A 21,925-nucleotide genomic window follows, 5' to 3' on the forward strand; every position below is an offset into this window, starting at 1 on the left:
CGGGGATGACCCACGAGGCCGGCTGGGCCCATGCGCCCGGCGCCCTGAGCGGACCGCACTGGCTGCGCGAGCCCGCCGACGTCAACGCACTCGTCCCGCTGCTGTGGTCGCAGACGGCCACCAAGACCGACGGCGTGCTGGAGGTCGGCGGAGTCAAGGTCACCGACCTCGTCGCGGAGCACGGCTCCCCGGCGTACGTCCTCGACGAGGCGGACTTCCGCAGCCGCGCCCGGGCTTTCCGCGACGCGTTCAGCGGCTTCGACGTCTTCTACGCCGGCAAGGCGTTCCTCTGCACGACGATCGCGCGGTGGGTGGCGGAGGAGGGGCTGTCCCTAGACGTCTGCTCCGGCGGCGAGCTCACCGTCGCCGAGCGGGCCGGCTTCCCGATGGAGCGGGTCGGCTTCCACGGCAACAACAAGTCGGTGCGCGAGCTCCGACGAGCCCTCGAGCTGGGCGTGGGGCGGATCATCGTCGACTCCTTCCACGAGATCGAGCGGCTGGCCGCCCTGGCCGCCGAGCTCGGCCGGCCCGCGCGGGTGATGGTCCGCGTGACCGCCGGCGTCGAGGCCCACACGCACGAATACATCGCCACCGCCCACGAGGACCAGAAGTTCGGCTTCTCGATCACCGCCGGTGACGCCCGCGAGGCCGTACGCCGCGTGCTCGCCGCCGACGGCCTCGAGCTGCTCGGCCTCCACTCCCACATCGGCAGCCAGATCTTCGACTCCTCGGGCTTCGAGGTCGCGGCGCGGCGGGTGCTGGCGCTGCACGCGCGGGTGTCGGAGGAGCTGGGCGTCGACATGCCCGAGATGGACCTCGGCGGTGGCTTCGGCATCGCCTACACCACGCAGGACGACCCCTCCGACCCGGCGCAGCTGGCCACCGAGATGGCCAAGATCGTCGAGCACGAGTGCCGGGCCCTCGGGGTGGCCGAGCCCCGGCTCTCGATCGAGCCCGGCCGCGCGATCGTCGGCCCGGCGATGTGCACCGTCTACGAGGTCGGCACGGTCAAGGACGTCGAGCTCGACGGCGGCGCCCGGCGTCGCTACGTCAGCGTCGACGGCGGCATGAGCGACAACATCCGCACCGCCCTCTACGACGCCGACTACTCCTGCACCCTCGCGTCGCGCCGGGCCGAGGCCGTGCCCGTGCTGTCCCGCGTCGTCGGCAAGCACTGCGAGGCCGGGGACATCGTCGTGACCGACGAGTTCCTGCCCGGTGACGTGGCGCCGGGCGACCTGGTCGCGGTGCCCGGCACGGGCGCCTACTGCCGGTCGATGGCGTCCAACTACAACCACGCGCCGCGTCCTCCGGTGATCGGAGTGCGGGACGGCAAGTCCTTCACGGTCCTGCGGCGGGAGACTGACGACGACCTGTTGTCGACGGACGTGGGAGCGAACCCGTGAGCGAGGGTGCCAAGCGACCCCTGAAGGTGGCCGTGCTGGGCTGTGGGTCGGTGGGCTCGCAGGTGGTCCGGCTGCTCGGCGAGCAGGCCGGCGACCTCGAGGCGCGCGTCGGCGCGCCCGTCGAGCTGGTCGGGGTGGCCGTACGCCGCCTCGACGGGCCGCGCGACGTGGAGGTGCCCGACGGGCTGCTCACCACCGACGCGCTCGGCCTGGCGACCCGCGACGACGTGGACCTCGTGGTCGAGGTCATCGGCGGCATCGAGCCCGCCCGCAGCCTGATCCTCGGCGCGCTGGAGAACGGCGCGAGCGTCGTCACCGCCAACAAGGCGCTGCTCGCCGAGGACGGGCCGACCCTCTTCGAGGCGGCGGCCAAGGCCGGCCGCGACCTCTACTACGAGGCCGCCGTCGCCGGCGCGATCCCGATCCTGCGGCCGCTGCGCGAGTCGCTCGCCGGCGACAAGGTGACCCGCGTCCTCGGCATCGTCAACGGCACCACCAACTTCATCCTGGACAAGATGGACACCTCCGGCGCCGGCTTCTCCGAGGCGCTGGAGGAGGCCCAGGAGCTCGGCTACGCCGAGGCCGACCCCACCGCCGACGTCGAGGGCTTCGACGCTGCCGCGAAGGCCGCGATCCTGGCGTCGCTGGCGTTCCACTCGCGGGTCACCGCCGCCGACGTCTACCGCGAGGGCATCTCCGAGGTCACCGCTGCCGACGTCGCGTCCGCACGCGAGATGGCCTCGGTGGTCAAGCTGCTCGCCATCTGCGAGCTCAGCCCCCAGGGCGTCTCGGCGCGCGTGCACCCCGCCATGATCCCGAGGTCCCACCCGCTCGCCAGCGTGCACGGGGCCTACAACGCGGTCTTCGTCGAGTCCGAGGCGGCCGGCCAGCTGATGTTCTACGGCCCGGGCGCCGGCGGGTCGCCGACGGCCAGCGCCGTGCTCGGCGACCTCGTCACGGTCGCCCGCAACCGGCTCGCGGACACCCGCGGCGCCGGCGAGTCGGCGTACGCCGATCGCGCGGTGCTGCCGATGGGGGAGACCCTCACCCGCTACCACGTCGCCATCGACGTCGACGACAAGGCCGGCGTGCTGGCCGCGATCGCCCAGGCCTTCGCCGACCACGGCGTCTCGCTGCAGACGGTCCGCCAGCAGGGCCGTGGGGAGGACGCCGAGCTCGTCGTGGTCTCCCACGAGGCGAGGGACGCCCAGCTGTCGGCGACGGTGCGGGCGCTGCGGAGCATGGAGATCGTGCGTGAGGTCACCTCGGTGATGCGCGTGGAAGGCGGAGACGAGTGAGCAGCGACCAGACCGGCGCGCGCCCCCAGTGGCGCGGCGTCATCGAGGAGTACCGGCCTCTGCTCGACCTCCCCGAGGGGACACCGGCGGTCAGCCTCGGCGAGGGCGGCACCCCGCTCGTCCACTCCGAGTGGCTATCCGGCCTCACCGGGGGCGACGTCTGGCTCAAGATCGAGGGCGACAACCCCACGGGCTCGTTCAAGGACCGCGGCATGACCGCAGCGATCTCGGTCGCCGTCCACGAGGGCGCGAAGGCGGTCGTGTGCGCCTCGACCGGCAACACCTCGGCGTCGATGGCGGCGTACGCCGCGAGGGCCGGCCTCACCCCGATCGTGCTCGTCCCGGAGGGCAAGATCGCCGCGGGCAAGATGGCGCAGGCGATCATGCACGGCGCCGAGATCCTGATGGTGCGCGGCAACTTCGACGACTGCCTCCGGATGTCGCGCGGCCTGGCCGACCACTACCCCGTGGCGCTGGTCAACTCCGTCAACCCGGTGCGGCTCGAGGGGCAGAAGACCGCGTCGTTCGAGGTCGTCGACCGCCTCGGCGACGCACCCGACTACCACCTGCTCCCGGTCGGCAACGCGGGCAACATCTCGGCCTACTGGCTCGGCTACAAGCAGTACGCCGCGCTCGGCCGCGCGAGCCGCAAGCCCGTGATGCGGGCCTTCCAGGCCGAGGGGGCGGCGCCGCTCGTGACCGGCAAGCCGTTCCCGCACCCCGAGACCAAGGCCACCGCCATCCGCATCGGCAACCCCGCCTCCTGGAAGCTCGCCGACGCGGCGGCCGCGGAGTCGGGCGGCCGGTTCGCCGCGCTGAGCGACGAGGCCATCCTCTCGGCGCAGCGCGAGCTGGCCCGTCGGGACGGCGTCTTCGTCGAGCCGGCGTCGGCCGCCGGCGTGGCCGGGATGCTCTCCGAGCTGGACGCCGGCGAGTCCTACGCCGGCGCCACCGTCGTCATCACCGTCACCGGCCACGGCCTCAAGGACACGGTCACGGCGCTGGAAGGCGTCGGCTCCCTGGTCGACACCGTCATCGACGCCGATGTGGAGGCGGCCGCTGCCGCGGCCGGGCTCGGCTGAGCATGGCCACCTTCGTGCAGGGTCCGGTCCGGGTCACCGTGCCGGCGACCTCGGCCAACCTGGGTCCCGGCTTCGACTCCCTCGGCCTCGCCCTGTCGTTGCGCGACGAGCTCTCGGCCGAGGTCGTCGAGTCGGGGCTCGAGGTCGAGGTCACGGGCGAGGGCGCGGACGACGTCCCGCGCGACGAGTCCCACCTCGTCGTCCGGGCGATGCGTGCGGCCTTCGCGGCGATGGCGGCCGAGCCGCCGGGCCTGCGGCTCACCTGCCACAACGTCATCCCCCACAGCCGTGGCCTGGGCTCCTCGTCGGCCGCCATCGTCGCCGGGGTCTCGCTCGCGCGCGCCCTGGTGGCCGGCGGGCAGCTGCTGCTCGACGACGCAGCGCTGCTCCGGCTCGCGGCCGACCTCGAGGGCCACCCCGACAATGTCGCGCCCGCCCTGCTCGGCGGATTCGTGATCTCCGGCCGTGAGGCAGGAGAGTGGTACGCCGTGAAGGCCGGCGTCGACCCGCGCGTGGCCGCGGTCGCTTTCGTGCCCGCGACGCCGGTCGAGACGAAGAAGGCCCGCGAGCTGCTGCCTGCCGTCGTGCCACACGCGGACGCGGCGGCCAACGCGGGGCGCACTGCGCTGCTCGTCGCGGCGCTCGCCGGCCGGCCCGAGCACCTCCTGGCCGCGACACGCGACTACCTGCACCAGGACTTCCGCGAGCCGGCGATGCCCGAGTCCCTCGCGCTCGTGCGGGCTCTGCGGGCCGACGGCATCCCGGCGGTGGTGAGCGGAGCTGGCCCGACGGTGCTGGCGTTCTGCGACGGCGTCGACGACTCGCTCACCGGCCGCTGCCCGGAGGGCTGGGCGGTCCACCGGCTCACGGTCTCGGTCGACGGGGCCCTGCTCGGCTGAGGGGCGGCTCGCCGCGTGCTGTGCCGTGTGCTTCCCGGCGCTCCACCGATGCTAGCCTTGCAGGGCGCCACTCGGCGCGCGCATCCTCCTCCGGCGACCATCCGCCCGGCGCGGGTGCGCCGACTTCCTCGACCGTGCGGCCCGCGCCGCACCCGCCCGCCGCACCGTGTCCGGACACCCGGGCCGACGTGCCGGGAGGCAGGAAGACCGACTCGACAAGCCGACCCGACAGGGCCCGGCCGTACGTGGGAAGGACTCACGTGACCGACACCACCACCGAATCCACCGGCCCTGCACCGGACGCCTCGTCGGCGCCGAAGAAGCGCGGCGGTGGACTCAACTCCATGCTGCTCGCCGAGCTGAAGTCGATGGCCTCCAGCATGGGCATCCGCGGAGCGGGCTCGATGAAGAAGGCCCAGCTCGTGGACGCCATCAAGGCCGCGCAGTCGGGCACCGCTGCTCCGCAGCAGCAGGCGGCCGACAAGCCCGCCGAGCGGCCGGCGGAACAGCCGGCCGACGCAGCAGCCGGGCGGCCCGTCGTCCAGCGGCGCGAGCGGACCCGCCGCCAGCCCGGCGCCGCCGGCCAGACAGAGAGCCCGCAGGGCGCTTCCCAGCAGACGGAGGAGCAGGCGGAGAGGAAGCAGCAGGACCGGCCCGTTCAGGAGCGGCCGAGGCAGCAGGACGCGGGCGACAAGGCTGCCCAGGACAGGAAGCCGCAGCAGGACAGGTCGCAGGACACCAGGCAGCACGAGAACAGGCAGCAGGAGAACAGGCAGCACGAGAACAGGCAGCACGAGAACAAGCAGCAGGCCGACAAGCAGCAGGTCGACAAGGGCGGAGCCCAGCATGGCCAGCAGGGCCAGGCCGACGACGAGGCCGGCAGCCGCCGCAACCGCCGGCGCCGAGGTCGCGACCGGGATCGCGTCCGTCCCGGAAGCCGCACCGAGCCCGACACGACGATCCTCGACGACGATGTGCTCGTGCCCGCGGCCGGCATCCTCGACGTGCTCGACAACTACGCGTTCGTCCGCACCAGCGGCTATCTCCCCGGCCCGGACGACGTCTACCTCTCCCTGGCGATGGTCCGGAAGTACGGCCTTCGCCGCGGTGACGCCCTGGTCGGCCAGGTGCGCCAGCCGCGCGAGGGCGAGCGCAAGGAGAAGTTCAACCCGATGGTCCGGATCGACGCCGTCAACGGCGCCGACCCGGAGGCGGCCCGCCACCGCGTGGAGTTCGCCAAGCTGACCCCGCTCTACCCGACCGAGCGGCTGCGCTTGGAGACCGAGCCGACCAACCTGATCGGCCGCGTGATCGACATCGCCGCGCCGATCGGCAAGGGGCAGCGCGGTATCATCGTCTCGCCCGCCAAGGCCGGCAAGACGATGGTGATGCAGTCGATCGCCAACTCCATCACCACCAACAACCCCGAGTGCCACCTGATGGTCGTGCTCGTGGACGAGCGCCCGGAGGAGGTCACCGACTTCGAGCGCTCGGTCAAGGGCGAGGTGATCGCGTCCACCTTCGACCGCCCCGCGAGTGACCACACGATGGTGGCCGAGCTGGCGATCGAGCGTGCCAAGCGCCTCGTCGAGCTCGGGCACGACGTGGTCGTGCTCCTCGACGGGATCACCCGGCTCGGCCGTGCCTACAACCTGGCCGCCCCGGCCAGCGGGCGCATCCTCTCCGGTGGCGTCGACTCGGCCGCGCTCTACCCGCCCAAGAGGTTCTTCGGCGCCGCGCGCAACATCGAGAACGGCGGCTCACTGACGATCCTGGCGACGGCGCTGATCGAGAGCGGCTCGAAGATGGACGAGGTGATCTTCGAGGAGTTCAAGGGCACCGGCAACATGGAGATCCGGCTTCGCCGCGAGTTTGCCGACAAGCGGCTCTTCCCTGCCATCGACGCCGTGCAGTCCGGCACCCGGCGCGAAGAGATGCTGATGAGCCCGGAGGAGCAGGCGATCATCTGGAAGCTCCGCCGGGTGCTGTCCGGACTGGAGAGCCAACAGGCGCTCGAGCTGCTCCTGGAGCGTCTGCGCAAGAGCCAGACCAACATCGAGTTCCTGATGCAGGTCCAGAAGTCGACGCCCGGCCAGGACGACGTGTAGGCGCCACGCGCCGACAACTGCCTTGCGCCGCGACCCGCTCCCGCTATCGTCGTAGCCGCGGGAGTGGGCGCACTGCTTGGCGGAAAGAGGAGGTCCGGTGGCACGCATCGTGGTCGCGGACGACGACGTCGACATCCGTGAGCTCGTCGAGTTCAAGCTGTCGTCCATGGGGCACGAGATCGTGGCGGTGGCGGACGGCGCCACGGCCGTCGCTGCCTGTCAGCAGGACCGGCCGGACCTGGCGGTCCTCGACGTGATGATGCCGGGCATGTCCGGCCTCGACGCCGTGCGCGCAATCCGCGCCGACCCGAGCCTCGCCGACCTGCCGGTGATCCTGCTGACCGCGCGAGCACAGGAGGGCGACGTGGAGTCCGGGTTCGACTCCGGCGCCGACGACTACGTCACCAAGCCGTTCAGCCCCAGAGAGCTGGCGACGCGCGTCCAGGCCCTGCTCGCCCGGAGTCGGTGACGGACGGCAGGGCCGCGCTCCTCGTCGTCGCGGTCCCGGCAATCGCCTGCCTCGTCGTGGCCGCGTCCCTCGTGTTGCTCCGGCTCGCCCAGGTCAGGCGCGAGCAGCGCCGTGCCCGGCTCCGGGGGGCTGCCTGGCGGCACGTGCTCGCCTTGACGACGGGTGAGGACGACGAGGTGATCGTGGCCCGTGAGGCGCTGGCGGGGCTGCCGCGGCGGGCCACCCTCGCCATCGCCGAGGACGCCTTCGCCCTCGTCCCCAAGGTGCGTGGTGCCGGCCGTGACCGGCTTCGTGGCGTGCTGCGCGGGTGGGGCCTGGAGGCGGAGTCGCGACAGCTCGCGCGGAGCCGTTCGGTCGTCGCGCGGTGCCGCGGCATACATCGTCTCGCCGTGCTCGCCGATCCGGACGCCGCTGAGCTGGTGTCGGCGGCCTTGACCGACCGGGCGTTCGCCGTACGACGCACCGCCATGCTCGCCGCCGGCAGCTTCCCCGAGCCCGGGCTGCTCAGCCGGGCGCTCGACCGAGTCGTGGCCGAACCGGCGCTGCGCCGTGACTTCCTCGCCGCGGTGGTCCGGATGGGTGGAGACGTCGTGCCGGTGCTGCGCCTCGAGCTCGGCCGGGGCCTGCGGCAGGGGGAGGAGGGGGAGCGGCGCGCCCGCCTCGCCGCCGAGGCGATCGGGCTCGTGGGCGGCATCGGGGCCAGGTCCACCCTCGAGTCGGCCCTGGTCCAGGGCGGTCCGGAGCTGAGAATGGCGTGCATCGAGGCGCTCGGCGAGCTCGGCTCGGCGGCGTCGGTCCCCGTCCTGGTCGGGGCGCTGGCGGATCCAGACCCCGAGGTGCGTCGCGCGACGGCACGCGCGCTCGGGAGGATCGGCGGGGAGCAGGTCCTGCTCGAGCTCGCCCTCGCGCTCGACGATCCCGCCGTGGAGGTGGCCCGTACCGCCGCCCAGAGCCTGCAACGCAGTGGACCGGCCGGGATGATGGTGCTGCGCAGCCGCTCCGCGCCCGTTGCCCGCGAGACGGTGGCCCTGGCCGAGCTGGCGAGGGTCTGATGCAGACCGCTGCCACCGTCGTGTGGGTCGCCACGGTGGCGTTCGCCGTCTACTCGGTGCTCATCAACCTGAGCTTCCTCGCCCTCACCGCGCTGGCCATCGGCGACCTCTACGCCTACCGGCGCCGGATCGGCTTCGCCGGCTACGACGAGTGGTTCCAGGACCCGCACGCCCGCGGCGTGTCGGTGCTGATGCCCGCCTACAACGAGGCGCGGGGGATCGTGGCGTCGGTGCAGGCGATGACCTCGCTGCGCTATCCCGACCACGAGGTCGTGGTGATCGACGACGGGTCGACCGACGACACCGCGCAGCGGGTCATCGAGCACTTCGACATGGTGGAGGTGCCGCTCGTGCCCGGCGGTGCGATCCCCACGAAGGGCGAGGTGCAGAGCACCTGGGTGAGCCGGCGGGGGGCGCACAACCTCGCCCTGGTGGTCAAGGCCAATGGTGGCAAGGCCGACGCCCTCAACGCCGGCATCAACCATGCCCGCAAGGAGCTGGTCTGCATGGTCGACGCCGACTCCCTCCTCGACCCGACCGCGCTGCTCCACGTCGCCCGCCCGTTCGCCGACAACCCCGGCCGCGTCGTCGCCGCCGGGGGAGTGATCCGCGTGGCCAACGGCTCGCGCGTCGAGCGCGGCCGCATCACCAGCGTCCGGATGCCGCGGCGCTGGCTGGCCCGCATCCAGGTGGTCGAGTACGTCCGCGCGTTCCTCATCGGACGCGCCGGCTGGTCCCGACTCGGCGGCCTGCTCATCATCTCCGGGGCGTTCGGGATCTTCCGCAAGGACGCGCTGCTCGAGGTCGGGGGGATGGCGACCGACTGCATCGGCGAGGACGCCGAGCTCGTCGTACGCATGCACCGCACCCTCGCCGAGCGCCGCCAGCGCGGAGACGTCGTCTTCGTGCCGGAGCCGGTGGCCTGGACGGAGGTGCCCGACACGCGCGAGGTGCTCCGCAAGCAGCGCCGTCGGTGGCACCGGGGCCTCACGGAGATCTACCTGCGGCACCGCGGCATGCTGTTCCGCCCGAGGTACGGCGTGATCGGCATGGTCACCATGCCCTGGTTCCTCGTCTTCGAGCTCATCGCGCCGCTCGTGGAGGTCGCCGGTGTCGCCCTCCTGGGACTGCTGCTCGTCGCCCTGGTCGTCGAGCACGCCTGGCTGCCCGAGGCCGACCTCGTCAACGTCCCGGCCCCGGTGCTGATGCTCAGCGCGTCGGTGCTGTTCGCCATCTTCGTGACCCTCGTCGCGCTGCTCGCCGAGGAGGTCTCGTTCCGCCGCTACCGCGGCCTGCCGGACCTGTTCCGGGCCATCCGGGCAGCGGTCGAGGAGAACGTCGGCTACCGCCAGCTCAACGCCTGGTGGCGCCTCGGCGGCCTCGTCGAGGCGCTCCGGCGGACCGCCCACGACTGGGGCGACATGAAGCGCCAGGGCTTCGGGGACCCCTGACCCGAGGCGGGAATGCCCGTGATTGGCGGGGCGTTGGGCACAGGTGGCACACTTGTGCGTCGGCTCCGGTTCACGTCCCGCATCCGCGCGCGGACGACCCGGCGCAACTGAGAGGACACCATGAAGAAGGACATCCACCCCGACTACGTCGAGACCCAGGTCACCTGCACCTGTGGCGCGTCGTTCACCACCCGCAGCACCGCGACCTCCGGCTCGATCCACGCCGACGTGTGCTCGCAGTGCCACCCGTTCTACACCGGCAAGCAGAAGATCCTCGACACCGGTGGCCGCGTGGCCCGGTTCGAGGCGCGCTACGCCAAGAAGACCGCCGACAGCTCCAAGTAGCTGTCCCGAGGCGCCGGCCCCTGCACTTGCTGCAGGAGGCCGGCGCCTTTGTCTTGTCCCGCACGTCCGTCCCGAGGAGCGCCCTGTGTTCGAAGCCGTGGAAGGGCTCGTCGCCGAGCACGCCGAGCTCGAGCAGCAGCTCGCCGCGCCCGAGACGCACGCCGACCAGCGGCTGGCCAAGCGCCTCAACCAGCGGTATGCCGAGCTGTCGGCCGTGGTGGGCACCTGGCGGGAGTGGCTCCGGCTCGGCGACGACATCGAGGCGGCGCGTGAGCTCGCGGCAGAGGACCCGGCGTTCGCCGAGGAGGCCGGGCAGCTCGCCGAGCGGCGGGCGGTCGCCGAGGAGCGGCTGCGACACCTGCTGGTGCCCCGCGACCCCACCGACTCCAAGGACGCCCTGCTGGAGATCAAGTCCGGCGAGGGCGGCGAGGAGTCCGCGTTGTTCGCCGGCGACCTGCTGCGGATGTACACCCGGTTCGCCGAGTCCCGCGGCTGGACCACCGAGGTGCTCGACGCGACCGAGTCCGACCTCGGCGGCTACAAGTCCGTCACGGTCGCCGTGAAGGCGAAGGGCGTGTCCGCGCCCGGCGAGGCGCCGTACGCCCTGCTCAAGTTCGAGGGCGGCGTGCACCGCGTACAGCGGGTGCCCGTCACCGAGTCGCAGGGCCGGGTCCACACCAGCGCCGCCGGCGTGCTGGTGATGCCGGAGGCCGAGCAGCTCGACGTGAGCCTGGACGAGAACGACCTGCGCATCGACGTCTTCCGCAGCAGCGGTCCCGGTGGCCAGAGCGTCAACACCACCGACTCGGCCGTCCGGATCACGCACGTCCCCACGGGCATCGTGGTGAGCTGCCAGAACGAGAAGAGCCAGCTGCAGAACAAGGAGTCGGCGATGCGCATCCTGCGCGCGCGGCTGCTCCAGGCCGCCCAGGACGCCGCCGACGCGGAGGCCAGTGCGGCGCGCAAGAGCCAGATCCGCACCGTCGACCGCAGCGAGCGCATCCGCACCTACAACTTCCCGGAGAACCGCATCTCCGACCACCGCACCGGCTACAAGTCCTACAACCTCGACGCCGTGCTCGACGGAGCCCTCGACCCCGTGGTCGAGAGCTGCGTCCAGGCCGACCTGGCCTCTCGCCTCGAGGCGCTGGAGGGATGAGCGCTGGGCAGTCGGGGAGGGGCGTGCGACGCGCCGCGGCCGACCGGCTGCGGGTCGCAGGCGTCGCCTCGCCGGAGCGTGACGCCGACCTGCTGCTCGCCCACCTCCTCGGCGTCCCCCTCGGCCGGTTGTCGCTGGTCGAGGAGGTCGCCGCGGAGCAGCAGGAGGCGTACGACGCGCTGGTGGCGCGCCGCGCGGCCCGTGAGCCGCTGCAGCACCTGACCGGCACGGCGGCGTTCCGTCACGTCGAGCTCGCGGTGGGCCCCGGTGTCTTCGTCCCGCGACCCGAGACCGAGCTGCTCGCCGGCTGGGCCATCGAGCAGGCCCAGGCTCTCGCTGGTCGAGAAGGGTCGAGACCGCCCGTCGTCGTCGACCTCTGCACCGGCTCGGGCGCCGTCGCGCGGGCGGTGGCGGACGAGGTGCCGCACGCCCGCGTCCACGCGGTCGAGCTCGACCCGGACGCGCACGCCTGGGCCGAGCGCAACCTCGCCGGCACGGGCGTCGAGCTGCGTCTCGGCGACATGGCGACCGAGCTCGACGAGCTGCGCGGCCAGGTCGACGTGGTGGTGTGCAACCCGCCGTACATCCCCCTGGAGGCGTGGGAGTCGGTCGCCGTCGAGGCGCGCGACCACGACCCCCACCTGGCGCTCTTCTCCGGGGACGACGGCCTCGATGCGCTGCGGGTGCTCGCCCGCCGCGCGGCCGTCCTGCTGCGGCCAGGGGGAGTGGTCGGTGCCGAGCACGCCGATGTCCAGGGCGAGTCCGCGCCGGCGGTCTTCGTCGAGGCCGGCGGCTGGGTCGAGGTGGTCGACCATTGCGACCTCGCCGGCCGTCCGCGCTACGTGACGGCGCGACTGGCACCGCGGGCGACACGTCCCAGCGCGTCGGCCGTAACGTAATCCCACCCCCACTAGGTTTGCGCCCGGACTGGCGAGCGAGCACGAGGAGCAGAGACGGTCATGCAGAGGTTCCCGACGACGAGCGACGAGGAGCGCGAGGCCGCCGTCGAGGCAGCAGCGGCCGCCGTGCGCCGGGGTGAGCTGGTGGTCATCCCCACCGACACCGTCTACGGCATCGCCGCCGACGCCTTCTCGCCCGACGCGGTGCAGGCGCTGCTCGACGCCAAGGGCCGCGGCCGCGAGATGCCACCACCCGTCCTGATCAGCACCGCCACCACCCTCGACGCGCTGGCCGTGGGCGTGCCGGGCTACGCCCGGGCCCTGGCCGAGCGGTTCTGGCCCGGCCCGCTCACCCTGGTGTGCCGGCAGCAGACGTCGCTGCAGTGGGACCTCGGCGAGACGCGCGGCACGGTCGCGGTCCGCCTGCCCGACGACGAGCTCGCCATCGCCGTGCTGGAGCGCACCGGCCCGCTCGCCGTCAGCTCGGCCAACACCACCGGTCGACCGCCTGCCCAGGACGCCGAGGAGGCGGAGGCGATGCTGGGGGAGCACGTCGAGGTCATCGTCGACGCGGGGACCGCCCGCGCCGGCGAGCCGTCCACGATCGTCGACTGCACCTCCAGCCAGGGCCGCATCCTGCGCCGTGGCGCCCTCACCCTGGAGGAGCTGAACGAGGTGCTCGAGCCGCTCGGCGCCTCGCTCACGGACGAGGGCTGATGCGCGAGTACGCCCTTGTCTTCCTCGTCTCGCTGACGGTCACCTACCTCCTGACCGTGATCGCCCGGGAGATCGCCCTGCGCACCGGCGCGGTGGCCCGGGTCCGCGACCGGGACGTCCACGCGACACCGATCCCCTACCTCGGCGGGCTCGCGATGCTCGGCGGCCTCGTCGCGTCGTACCTCGTGGCCCGGGAGCTGCCGTTCCTCTCCCGCAGTGACGACTTCGTCTTCGAGGACGCGGGCAGGGTGCTCGTCGCGGGGGCGCTGATCTGCGCCGTCGGCGTCCTCGACGACATCTTCGAGATCGACGCGCTCACCAAGCTCGGCGGCCAGCTGCTCGCCGCGGGCCTGCTGGTGTTCTTCGACATCCAGTTCTACTTCTTCCCCTCGACCGACGACACCCAGTTCGCGCTCGACCCGGCCCAGGGCGCGCTGCTGTCGGTGATCGTGGTCATCGCGACGATCAACGCGGTGAACTTCGTCGACGGCCTGGACGGGCTCGCCGCCGGGGTGGTCGGCATCGGCGCGGTCGCGTTCTTCATCTTCTGCTACGTCCTGGCCAGCCAGAACGACCTCACCCTGGCCACGACGGGGGCGCTGTTGAGCGCCAGCCTGGCCGGTGCCTGCGCGGGCTTCCTGCCGCACAACTTCCACCCTGCGCGCCTCTTCATGGGCGACTCGGGCTCCATGCTGCTCGGCCTGGTGCTCTCCGCGAGTGCGCTCACGCTCACCGGCCAGTTCACCGGCACCGAGATCGACAGCTCCGGCAACAGCTTCTTCGTCACGGTGCTGCCCGTGCTGCTGCCCGTCTCCCTGCTCATGGTCCCGCTTGCCGACCTGGTCCTCGCGGTCGTACGCCGCACGCGTGCGGGCCGCTCGCCGTTCGCCCCCGACAAGCAGCACCTGCACCACCGCCTGCTGGAGATCGGGCATTCCCACCGGCGTGCGGTGGTCATCATGTGGATGTGGGCCGCGCTCGTGGCCTGCGGAGCCGTGATGGTGAGCCTCTACAGCGGCCGGCTGCTGTGGCTCGGCCTGGTCGGCATGCTCGCCCTGGTGGTCGCGTTGACCTTCGTCCTGCCCGTGCTGGGAGCACCGAAGAGGGTCGGTTCGGAGCCCCAGCAGACTTTGTGATAGTTTTCACGAGCACCCCGGCGGAGGCCGGGGGCCAGGACTGACCGCCCTCACAGAACGGCCGCCGACATGACGACCGAGCAGCAGCCAGGCACCCGCGGCAGCGGGACCGTGCTCCTCGGTGCGGCCCTTGGCGCCGCGCTCGTGCTGGGTCTGCTCGGCGTCGTCGCCGGCTTCCTCGACGGCTCGGCGGGCGCCCTCGGGGCCCTGGCCGGGGGAGGGCTGGCGCTCCTCGTCTTCGCGCTCGGGACGGGCATCGTGCACGTGGTCTCAGGCGTGCTGCCGGCCGCGTCGCTCCTCGTCGCCCTGCTGACCTACACCCTCCAGCTGGTCGTGATGGCGCTCGTCGTGGTCGCCTTCGACGGATCCGGCCTGATGGGGGAGGAGCTGTCCCGGGGCTGGTTCGCAGGCGGCGTGGTCGCCGCGACCGTCGCCTGGCTCGCGACCCAGGTCTGGCGGGCGACGCACCTCCGCCTCCCGGCGTACGACCTGCCCGGGACGGGCCCCGACCACGGCCACCGGGCGGGTGCGCGATGACCCGGCACGACTGCTATTGTCCGGGGCGCGATGGCTCAGCAGAAACCCCCGTCAGCGCACACCCAGTCCCGAGGCGATGCCTGGCACGCCTTCGGCGCCCTCGTGGCCGGAGTGCTCGTCTACGGACTCATCGGCTGGGCGCTCGACCAATGGTTGGGGACCTCCTTCCTCGTAGCGGTCGGGATCCTCTTGGGTGCGGCCCTCGGGATCTACATGACCTGGAAACGCTTCAACGCACCCCCCGCAGACAGCAGCCAGCAGTGAATCAGGAGACACCGTGAGCCTCATCGCCATGAGCGCGGTCCGTGCGGAGGGCTTCGTCCCTCCGGGGCCTGGCGACTTCAACCTGCCGCCCCTCGGCCCGGACAAGACGTTCGAGTTCATGGGCCAGACGATGTACCTCGGCGTCACCAAGCCGATGCTGCAGCTGGTCCTCGCCGCGGTCCTGGTCTTCGGCTTCTTCTACGTCGCCGCCCGCCGTCAGGCGATGGTGCCGGGCAAGCTCCAGTACGTCGGCGAGCAGGCCTACGGCTTCGTGCGCAACTCGATGGGCCGCGACATCATCGGCAGCCACGACTTCATGCGCTTCGTGCCGTACCTGTTCGCGCTGTTCTTCTTCATCCTGGTGAACAACGTCTTCGCCACGCTCCCGTTCATCCAGTTCCCGACGTTCTCCCGCGCCGGCATGGTCTACGCGCTGGCGCTGCTCAGCTGGCTGATCTACAACTACGTCGGCATCAAGCAGCACGGCTTCGTGGGCTACTTCAAGCACCAGTCGGTGCCTGCCGGCGTCACCGGCCCGATCCTCGCGCTGCTGGTGCCGCTGGAGTTCATCTCCAACATCGTCGTCCGGCCGGTCACGCTGGCCCTCCGTCTCTTCGCCAACATGCTGGCCGGCCACCTGCTGCTCATCCTGTTCGCGCTGGGCGGCGAATACCTCCTGCTCCACGCGGATGCGGTGATCAAGCCCGTCGGCATCCTGGCGTGGGTGCTGTTCCTCGCCATCTCGTTCCTCGAGCTGCTGGTCCAGTTCCTGCAGGCCTACGTCTTCGTCCTCCTCAACGCGATGTACATCTCGGGCGCCGTGTCCGAGGAGCACTGAGACCGCACTACCGCAGACCGCACCAACCCAGACGTGCCACAGCCCGTGGCGCACCCCAGCTGCAACACCTGAGCAAGACACAACATCCCGAAAGGAAACATCGTGGAACTCACTGGCTCCATGAACATGATCGGCTACGGCCTGGCCGCCATCGGCCCGGGTATCGGCATCGGCCTGATCTTCGCCGCGTACATCTCGGGTGTCGCCCGTCAGCCGGAGGCCCAGGGCCGCCTGCAGTCGATCGCGATCCTCGGCTTCGCGCTCGCCGAGGCCCTCGCCATCATCGGTATCGCGCTCGCGTTCGTCCTCTGACAAGACTCGCCTGCACGACTGACGAAGGACTGCCCATGCAGAATCTGATCATCCTCGCGGCGGAGGCCGAGGAGCACGAGCTGAACCCGCTCGTGCCCCACCCGGTCGAGATCGTCCTGTCGCTCGTGGTCTTCGGCATCCTCTTCTTCCTGGTGAAGAAGTTCGTGGTGCCCAGCTTCGAGAAGACGTTCGCCGAGCGGACGTCGGCGATCGAGGGCGGCCTGGCCGCGGCCGAGAGCAAGCAGGCCGAGGCCGACGCCAGGCTCGCCGAGCTCGAGAAGCAGCTCGCCGACGCACGGCACGAGGCCGCTCGCATCCGCGAGGAGGCTCGGGAGCAGGGCGCCCAGATCGTGGCCGAGATGCGGGAGCAGGCCCAGGCCGAGTCCACGCGCATCGTCGAGCACGGCAAGGCCCAGATCGAGGCCGAGCGCCAGCAGGCGGTCACCTCGCTCCGTACCGAGGTCGGCAGCCTGGCCACCGGTCTGGCCGGTCGCATCGTCGGCGAGAGCCTGGACGACGAGGCTCGCCAGAGCCGCGTGGTCGACCGCTTCCTCGCCGAGCTCGAGGCGTCCGCGCAGTCCACCAACGGGAGCGGAGTCCACTGATGCAGCTGCGTGGTGCTTCCGCCGACGCCCTCGCGGCGCTCCTCGACCAGCTCGAGGCGGCGCTGCAGGGCGGGGCGGTCGCGGCCCGGGTGGGTGACGACCTGTTCACGGTCGCCGGCCTCCTGCGCTCCGAGCCGTCCCTCCGGCGGGTGGCCACCGACGTGTCGGTGGACGCAGCTGCCAAGGAGGGCCTCGTCCGTGACGTGTTCGGCGGCAAGCTCGACCCGGTCGCAGTCGACCTCGTCGGCTCGGCCGTGGGCCGGCGCTGGACGTCGGGCCGCGACCTCGCCGACTCGCTCGAGCACCTCAGCGAGGTCGCCCTCGTGCGGTCCGCGGGCGACGAGTCGGGCCGGCTGGCCGACGAGCTCTTCGTCTTCGGGCAGGCCGTGAACGACAACCCGTCGCTGCGCGACGCGCTGTCCGACCCGGCCCGCTCGGTCGAGGACAAGGCGGCCCTGCTGGGCTCGCTGCTCGGCGGCAAGGCCCTGCCGGCCACGGTCAGCCTGGCCCAGCACGCCCTCGCCGGCACCTACCGCACCGTCGGCGCCGCGCTCGCGACGTACCAGCAGGTCGCCGCGGCGGTCCACGACCAGCGGGTCGCGACGGTCCGGGTGGCGCACGAGCTCTCGGACGCCGACCGCCAGCGACTCGGCGAGGCCCTGTCGCGCCAGTACGGCCGCACCATCCACCTCAACGTGGTGATCGACCCCGAGGTCATCGGGGGCATCCGAGTCGAGATCGGGGACGACGTCATCGACGGCACCGTCTCCAGCCGCCTCGACGACGCCCGCCGCAAGCTGGCTGGCTGACCAACACCGAAGACGAACCGTGGTCGCGCCCCCGCTGGCCACCGAGGCAAAGTAAGGAAGAGGACAATGACGGAGCTCTCCATCCGTCCGGAGGAGATCCGCGACGCGCTCCAGCGCTTCGTGTCGGACTACAAGCCGGAGTCGGCCTCGAAGGAAGAGGTCGGCACCGTCGCCCAGGCGGCCGACGGCATCGCCCGCGTGAGCGGACTGCCCTCGGCCATGGCCAACGAGCTGCTCGAGTTCGAGGACGGCACCCTCGGGATCGCCCTGAACCTCGACGCCCGCGAGGTCGGTGTCGTCGTCCTCGGCGACTTCGACAAGATCGAGGAAGGCCAGACGGTCCGCCGCACCGGGGAGATCCTCTCCGTGCCCGTGGGCGAGGGCTACCTCGGCCGCGTCATCGACCCGCTCGGCAAGCCGATCGACGGCCTGGGCGAGATCGCCAGCGACGGGCGCCGCGCGCTCGAGCTGCAGGCGCCCGGCGTGATGCAGCGCAAGTCGGTGCACGAGCCTCTCGCGACCGGCATCAAGGCGATCGACTCGATGACCCCGATCGGCCGCGGCCAGCGCCAGCTCATCATCGGCGACCGCGCCACCGGCAAGACCACGATCGCGATCGACACGATCATCAACCAGAAGCAGAACTGGGAGTCGGGCGACCCCAGCAAGCAGGTGCGCTGCATCTACGTCGCCATCGGCCAGAAGGGCTCGACCATCGCCTCCGTGCGCGGCGCCCTCGAGGAGGCCGGCGCGCTGGAGTACACCACCATCGTCGCCTCCCCCGCGTCCGACTCGGCCGGCTTCAAGTACCTCGCGCCCTACACCGGCTCGGCCATCGGCCAGCACTGGATGTACGCCGGCAAGCACGTCCTGATCGTCTTCGACGACCTCACCAAGCAGGCCGAGGCCTACCGCGCCGTGTCGCTGCTGCTGCGCCGCCCGCCGGGCCGCGAGGCCTACCCCGGCGACGTGTTCTACCTGCACAGCCGGCTGCTCGAGCGGTGCGCGAAGCTCTCCGATGACATGGGCGCAGGCTCGATGACCGGCCTGCCGATCATCGAGACCAAGGCCAACGACGTCTCGGCGTTCATCCCGACCAACGTGATCTCGATCACCGACGGCCAGATCTTCCTGCAGTCGGACCTGTTCGCGGCCAACCAGCGCCCCGCCATCGACGTGGGTGTCTCGGTGTCGCGCGTGGGTGGCTCGGCGATGACCAAGGCGATGAAGGCGGTCACCGGCTCGCTCAAGGTCGACCTGGCGCAGTTCCGCGCCATGGAGGCCTTCGCGATGTTCGCGTCCGACCTCGACGCCGCCTCGCGCCAGCAGCTCGACCGCGGCCAGCGCCTGATGGCCCTGCTCAAGCAGCCGCAGTACTCGCCGTACCCGCTCGAGGAGATGACCGCCTCGCTGTGGCTCGGCACCACCGGCCGCCTCGACAAGGTCCCCACCGAGGACGTGCTCCGCTTCGAGCACGAGTTCCTCGACTACCTGCGCCGCTCCCACGAGGGCGTCCTGTCGGCGATCCGTGAGTCCCTCAAGTTCGAGGACGACACCGAGGCGGCCATGACCGCGGCGTACGACTCCTTCCTCGACCAGTTCGAGACGTCCGAGGGCCAGTCGATCAAGGCCGGCACGGAGACGCACGTCGCCCTGGAGGACGAGGACGTCGAGCAGGAGCAGATCGTCAAGCAGAAGCGGGGCTGACCGATGGCTCTCTCGGTACGTGAGTACCGCGCGCGGATCAAGTCGACGGAGTCGATGAAGAAGATCACGCGTGCCATGGAGCTCATTGCCGCGTCCCGGATCATCAAGGCGCAGCAGCGGGCCCAGGCAGCCGCGCCGTACGCCCGTGAGCTCACGCGTGCGGTCTCGGCCGTCGCGACCTACTCCAACGTCGACCACGCGTTGACGCAGGAGCCGGAGAACCCCACCCGGGCGGCGATCCTGATCGTCACCTCGGACCGGGGCCTCGCCGGTGCCTACTCCTCGAACGTCATCAAGGAGGCCGAGCGCCTCGTCGAGAAGCTCAAGGGGGAGGGCAAGGAGGTCGACCTCTACATCTCCGGCCGCAAGGGCGAGGCCTACTACAAGTTCCGTCAGCGCCCCGTGGTGCAGGCGTGGACGGGCTTCTCCGACCAGCCGACGTACGACGTGGCGGCGGACATCGGCTCGACGCTGATCGCGGCCTTCCTCGGCGACGACGAGGAGGCCCCGCACGAGGGCGCTCCGCAGGGCGTCGACGAGGTCCACGTGGTCTACACGCGGTTCCGGTCGATGCTCAGCCAGGAGCCCACGGCCGTCCGTCTGCTGCCGCTGGAGGTCGTGGAGGGCGAGGAGAGGCCGACGGACGAGGACCTGCTGCCGCTCTACGAGTTCGAGCCGTCCCCCGCGGAGGTGCTCGACTCGCTGCTGCCGCGCTACGTGCAGAGCCGCATCTTCTTCGCGCTGCTGCAGGCCGCTGCGTCCGAGCTGGCCGCTCGCCAGAAGGCGATGAAGTCCGCGACGGACAATGCAGACGAGCTCATCAAGAAGTACAAGCGCATTGCCAACCAGGCCCGCCAGGCCGGCATTACCCAGGAAATCAGCGAGATCGTCGGTGGCGTCAACGCCCTTGCCGACGCACAAGCCGGGAGTGAGTGAGACATGACTGCCACCATCAACGAGTCCGCCGAGACCACCGCCACTGGCGGCGGCGTCGGTCGGATCGCCCGCGTCATCGGCCCGGTCGTGGACATCGAGTTCCCGACCGACGCGATGCCGCCGATCTACAACGCGCTCAAGACGGACATCACCCTCGCGGGTGAGACCAACACGATCACCCTCGAGGTGGCCCAGCACATCGGTGACGGCATGGTCCGTGCCATCTCGATGAAGCCGACCGACGGCCTCGTCCGGGGTGGTCAGGTGACCGACACCGGCGAGTCGATCACGGTGCCCGTCGGCGACGTGACCCTCGGCAAGGTGTTCAACACCACCGGTGACTGCCTCAACCTCGAGGAGGGCGAGACCCTCCAGGTCACCGAGCGCTGGGGCATCCACCGCAAGGCGCCGGCGTTCGACCAGCTCGAGTCGAAGACCCAGATGTTCGAGACGGGCATCAAGGTCATCGACCTGCTCACCCCCTACGTGCAGGGCGGCAAGATCGGCCTGTTCGGTGGTGCCGGTGTCGGCAAGACCGTGCTGATCCAGGAGATGATCGCCCGCGTCGCCAAGGACCACGGCGGCGTGTCGGTGTTCGCCGGTGTCGGCGAGCGCACCCGTGAGGGCAACGACCTGATCGTCGAGATGGAGGAGGCCGGCGTCATCGGCCAGACCGCCCTCGTCTTCGGCCAGATGGACGAGCCGCCGGGCACCCGTCTTCGTGTCGCCCTCGCCGCCCTGACGATGGCGGAGTACTTCCGCGACGTGCAGCAGCAGGACGTGCTGCTCTTCATCGACAACATCTTCCGGTTCACCCAGGCCGGCTCCGAGGTCTCGACCCTGCTGGGTCGCATGCCCTCCGCCGTGGGCTACCAGCCCAACCTGGCCGACGAGATGGGTCAGCTGCAGGAGCGGATCACCTCGACGCGCGGTCACTCGATCACCTCGATGCAGGCGATCTACGTCCCCGCCGACGACTACACCGACCCGGCTCCGGCCACCACGTTCGCGCACCTCGACGCGACCACCGAGCTCTCGCGTGAGATCGCCTCGCTCGGCATCTACCCTGCGGTGGACCCGCTGACGTCGACCTCGCGGATCCTGGACCCGCAGTACATCGGCGACGACCACTACCGCTGCGCGGTGCGCATCAAGCAGATCCTGCAGCGCAACAAGGAGCTGCAGGACATCATCGCCATCCTCGGTGTCGACGAGCTGTCCGAAGAGGACAAGATCATCGTGTCCCGCGCCCGCCGCATCCAGCGGTTCCTGTCGCAGAACACCTACGTCGCCAAGCAGTTCACCGGCATCGAGGGCTCGACCGTCCCGGTCAAGGACACCATCGAGGCGTTCAACAAGATCGCCGACGGTGACTACGACCACGTGGCCGAGCAGGCGTTCTTCATGTGCGGCGGTCTCGACGACGTCGAGGCCAAGTGGGCCGAGATCCAGAAGAGCCTGTGATGGCTGAGTCTGGCTCGACCCTGCACGTGGAGCTCGTCGCGGCGGACCGCCTGGTGTGGTCCGGCGAGGCGAAGATGGTGATCGCCCGCACCACCGAGGGCGACGTCGGCATCCTGCCCCACCACGCTCCGGTCCTCTCGATCATCATCGAGGGCGTCGTGGACGTGCAGACGGCCGAGGGTGAGACCTGGGTGGCTGCCGTCGACGCCGGGTTCCTCTCCGTGGCCAACAACCGGGTCTCGATCCTGTCCGAGCACGCCGAGATGTCGCACGAGATCGACCTGGAGAAGGCGCGCCAGGAGCTCGAGCGCGCCAAGCAGGCCGGCGAGAACGACGACGCCGCGGCCGAGGCCGTGCGTCGCGCCGAGGCGCGGATCCGCGCTGTGGAGCGGGCTTCCTGACGTTCTCGTCAGGCGACCGACTAGGGTGAGC

At 71.3% G+C, this 21,925-nt stretch carries 23 protein-coding genes; all 23 read left to right on the forward strand.

Annotation, left to right across the window (positions count from 1 at the left end):
* Positions 1-5 precede the first annotated feature (5 nt).
* The 23 genes from lysA (at position 6) to DDE18_RS08640 (ending at position 21,894) form a co-directional block, all read left to right on the forward strand.
* Positions 6-1,406, forward strand: a complete 1,401-nt coding sequence (gene lysA, locus DDE18_RS08530) for a diaminopimelate decarboxylase (RefSeq protein ID WP_116571808.1) — start codon at positions 6-8, stop codon at positions 1,404-1,406.
* Entirely contained in the window at positions 1,403-2,704 is a 1,302-nt protein-coding gene (locus DDE18_RS08535) for a homoserine dehydrogenase (protein WP_116571809.1), read from the forward strand. Before lysA ends, DDE18_RS08535 begins: the two co-directional genes overlap by 4 nt.
* Complete coding sequence (thrC, locus tag DDE18_RS08540) at positions 2,701-3,786, forward strand: threonine synthase (RefSeq protein WP_116571810.1); 1,086 nt, start codon at positions 2,701-2,703, stop codon at positions 3,784-3,786. The genes DDE18_RS08535 and thrC overlap by 4 nt, the downstream gene beginning before the upstream one ends.
* 2 nt (positions 3,787-3,788) lie before the next feature.
* A complete protein-coding gene (thrB, locus tag DDE18_RS08545) occupies positions 3,789-4,685 on the forward strand; it encodes a homoserine kinase (RefSeq protein ID WP_116571811.1) in 897 nt (298 codons plus the stop codon).
* A 344-nt stretch (positions 4,686-5,029) separates the two neighbouring features.
* The gene (rho, locus tag DDE18_RS08550; protein ID WP_116572010.1) at positions 5,030-6,793 is read left to right on the forward strand and encodes a transcription termination factor Rho; all 1,764 of its coding nucleotides are present in this window, start codon (positions 5,030-5,032) and stop codon (positions 6,791-6,793) included.
* A gap of 97 nt (positions 6,794-6,890) precedes the next feature.
* On the forward strand, positions 6,891-7,262 hold the full coding sequence (locus DDE18_RS08555) for a response regulator transcription factor (protein ID WP_116571812.1): 372 nt from the start codon (positions 6,891-6,893) through the stop codon (positions 7,260-7,262).
* Entirely contained in the window at positions 7,259-8,314 is a 1,056-nt protein-coding gene (locus tag DDE18_RS08560) for a HEAT repeat domain-containing protein (protein ID WP_116571813.1), read from the forward strand. Before DDE18_RS08555 ends, DDE18_RS08560 begins: the two co-directional genes overlap by 4 nt.
* Positions 8,314-9,765 carry a glycosyltransferase family 2 protein gene (locus tag DDE18_RS08565; protein ID WP_116571814.1) on the forward strand — a complete coding sequence of 484 codons (1,452 nt, stop codon included), beginning with the start codon at positions 8,314-8,316 and terminating at the stop codon, positions 9,763-9,765. Before DDE18_RS08560 ends, DDE18_RS08565 begins: the two co-directional genes overlap by 1 nt.
* Positions 9,766-9,885: 120 nt before the next feature.
* Positions 9,886-10,110, forward strand: a complete 225-nt coding sequence (rpmE, locus tag DDE18_RS08570; RefSeq protein ID WP_116571815.1) for a 50S ribosomal protein L31 — start codon at positions 9,886-9,888, stop codon at positions 10,108-10,110.
* Positions 10,111-10,195: 85 nt separating this feature from the next.
* On the forward strand, positions 10,196-11,269 hold the full coding sequence (gene prfA / locus DDE18_RS08575; protein WP_116571816.1) for a peptide chain release factor 1: 1,074 nt from the start codon (positions 10,196-10,198) through the stop codon (positions 11,267-11,269).
* Positions 11,266-12,168 carry a peptide chain release factor N(5)-glutamine methyltransferase gene (prmC, locus tag DDE18_RS08580; RefSeq protein ID WP_116571817.1) on the forward strand — a complete coding sequence of 301 codons (903 nt, stop codon included), beginning with the start codon at positions 11,266-11,268 and terminating at the stop codon, positions 12,166-12,168. The genes prfA and prmC overlap by 4 nt, the downstream gene beginning before the upstream one ends.
* Positions 12,169-12,228: 60 nt before the next feature.
* Positions 12,229-12,885, forward strand: a complete 657-nt coding sequence (locus DDE18_RS08585) for an L-threonylcarbamoyladenylate synthase (RefSeq protein WP_116571818.1) — start codon at positions 12,229-12,231, stop codon at positions 12,883-12,885.
* A complete protein-coding gene (locus DDE18_RS08590; protein WP_116571819.1) occupies positions 12,885-14,021 on the forward strand; it encodes an MraY family glycosyltransferase in 1,137 nt (378 codons plus the stop codon). The genes DDE18_RS08585 and DDE18_RS08590 overlap by 1 nt, the downstream gene beginning before the upstream one ends.
* 69 nt (positions 14,022-14,090) lie before the next feature.
* Positions 14,091-14,558 (forward strand): hypothetical protein, encoded by a 468-nt coding sequence (locus tag DDE18_RS08595; RefSeq protein WP_116571820.1) that lies wholly within the window; start codon positions 14,091-14,093, stop codon positions 14,556-14,558.
* 30 nt (positions 14,559-14,588) lie between these two features.
* Positions 14,589-14,822, forward strand: coding sequence for an AtpZ/AtpI family protein (locus DDE18_RS08600; RefSeq protein ID WP_116571821.1), 234 nt, complete (start codon positions 14,589-14,591; stop codon positions 14,820-14,822).
* Positions 14,823-14,835: 13 nt separating this feature from the next.
* Entirely contained in the window at positions 14,836-15,660 is an 825-nt protein-coding gene (atpB, locus tag DDE18_RS08605; RefSeq protein WP_245916523.1) for a F0F1 ATP synthase subunit A, read from the forward strand.
* Positions 15,661-15,780: 120 nt separating this feature from the next.
* Positions 15,781-15,972, forward strand: a complete 192-nt coding sequence (gene atpE / locus DDE18_RS08610; RefSeq protein ID WP_165821107.1) for an ATP synthase F0 subunit C — start codon at positions 15,781-15,783, stop codon at positions 15,970-15,972.
* Positions 15,973-16,007: 35 nt separating this feature from the next.
* On the forward strand, positions 16,008-16,577 hold the full coding sequence (locus DDE18_RS08615; protein ID WP_116571823.1) for a F0F1 ATP synthase subunit B: 570 nt from the start codon (positions 16,008-16,010) through the stop codon (positions 16,575-16,577).
* Complete coding sequence (locus DDE18_RS08620) at positions 16,577-17,386, forward strand: F0F1 ATP synthase subunit delta (protein WP_116571824.1); 810 nt, start codon at positions 16,577-16,579, stop codon at positions 17,384-17,386. The genes DDE18_RS08615 and DDE18_RS08620 overlap by 1 nt, the downstream gene beginning before the upstream one ends.
* A 66-nt stretch (positions 17,387-17,452) precedes the next feature.
* On the forward strand, positions 17,453-19,093 hold the full coding sequence (gene atpA / locus DDE18_RS08625; RefSeq protein ID WP_116571825.1) for a F0F1 ATP synthase subunit alpha: 1,641 nt from the start codon (positions 17,453-17,455) through the stop codon (positions 19,091-19,093).
* Positions 19,094-19,096: 3 nt separating this feature from the next.
* Positions 19,097-20,029, forward strand: coding sequence for a F0F1 ATP synthase subunit gamma (locus DDE18_RS08630; protein ID WP_116571826.1), 933 nt, complete (start codon positions 19,097-19,099; stop codon positions 20,027-20,029).
* Between the two features lie 3 nt (positions 20,030-20,032).
* Complete coding sequence (gene atpD, locus DDE18_RS08635; RefSeq protein WP_116571827.1) at positions 20,033-21,493, forward strand: F0F1 ATP synthase subunit beta; 1,461 nt, start codon at positions 20,033-20,035, stop codon at positions 21,491-21,493.
* The gene (locus DDE18_RS08640) at positions 21,493-21,894 is read left to right on the forward strand and encodes a F0F1 ATP synthase subunit epsilon (RefSeq protein ID WP_116571828.1); all 402 of its coding nucleotides are present in this window, start codon (positions 21,493-21,495) and stop codon (positions 21,892-21,894) included. Before atpD ends, DDE18_RS08640 begins: the two co-directional genes overlap by 1 nt.
* Positions 21,895-21,925: the final 31 nt, after the last annotated feature.

It is taken from the genome of Nocardioides gansuensis (assembly GCF_003076135.1).
Classification (GTDB): Bacteria; Actinomycetota; Actinomycetes; order Propionibacteriales; family Nocardioidaceae; genus Nocardioides; species Nocardioides gansuensis.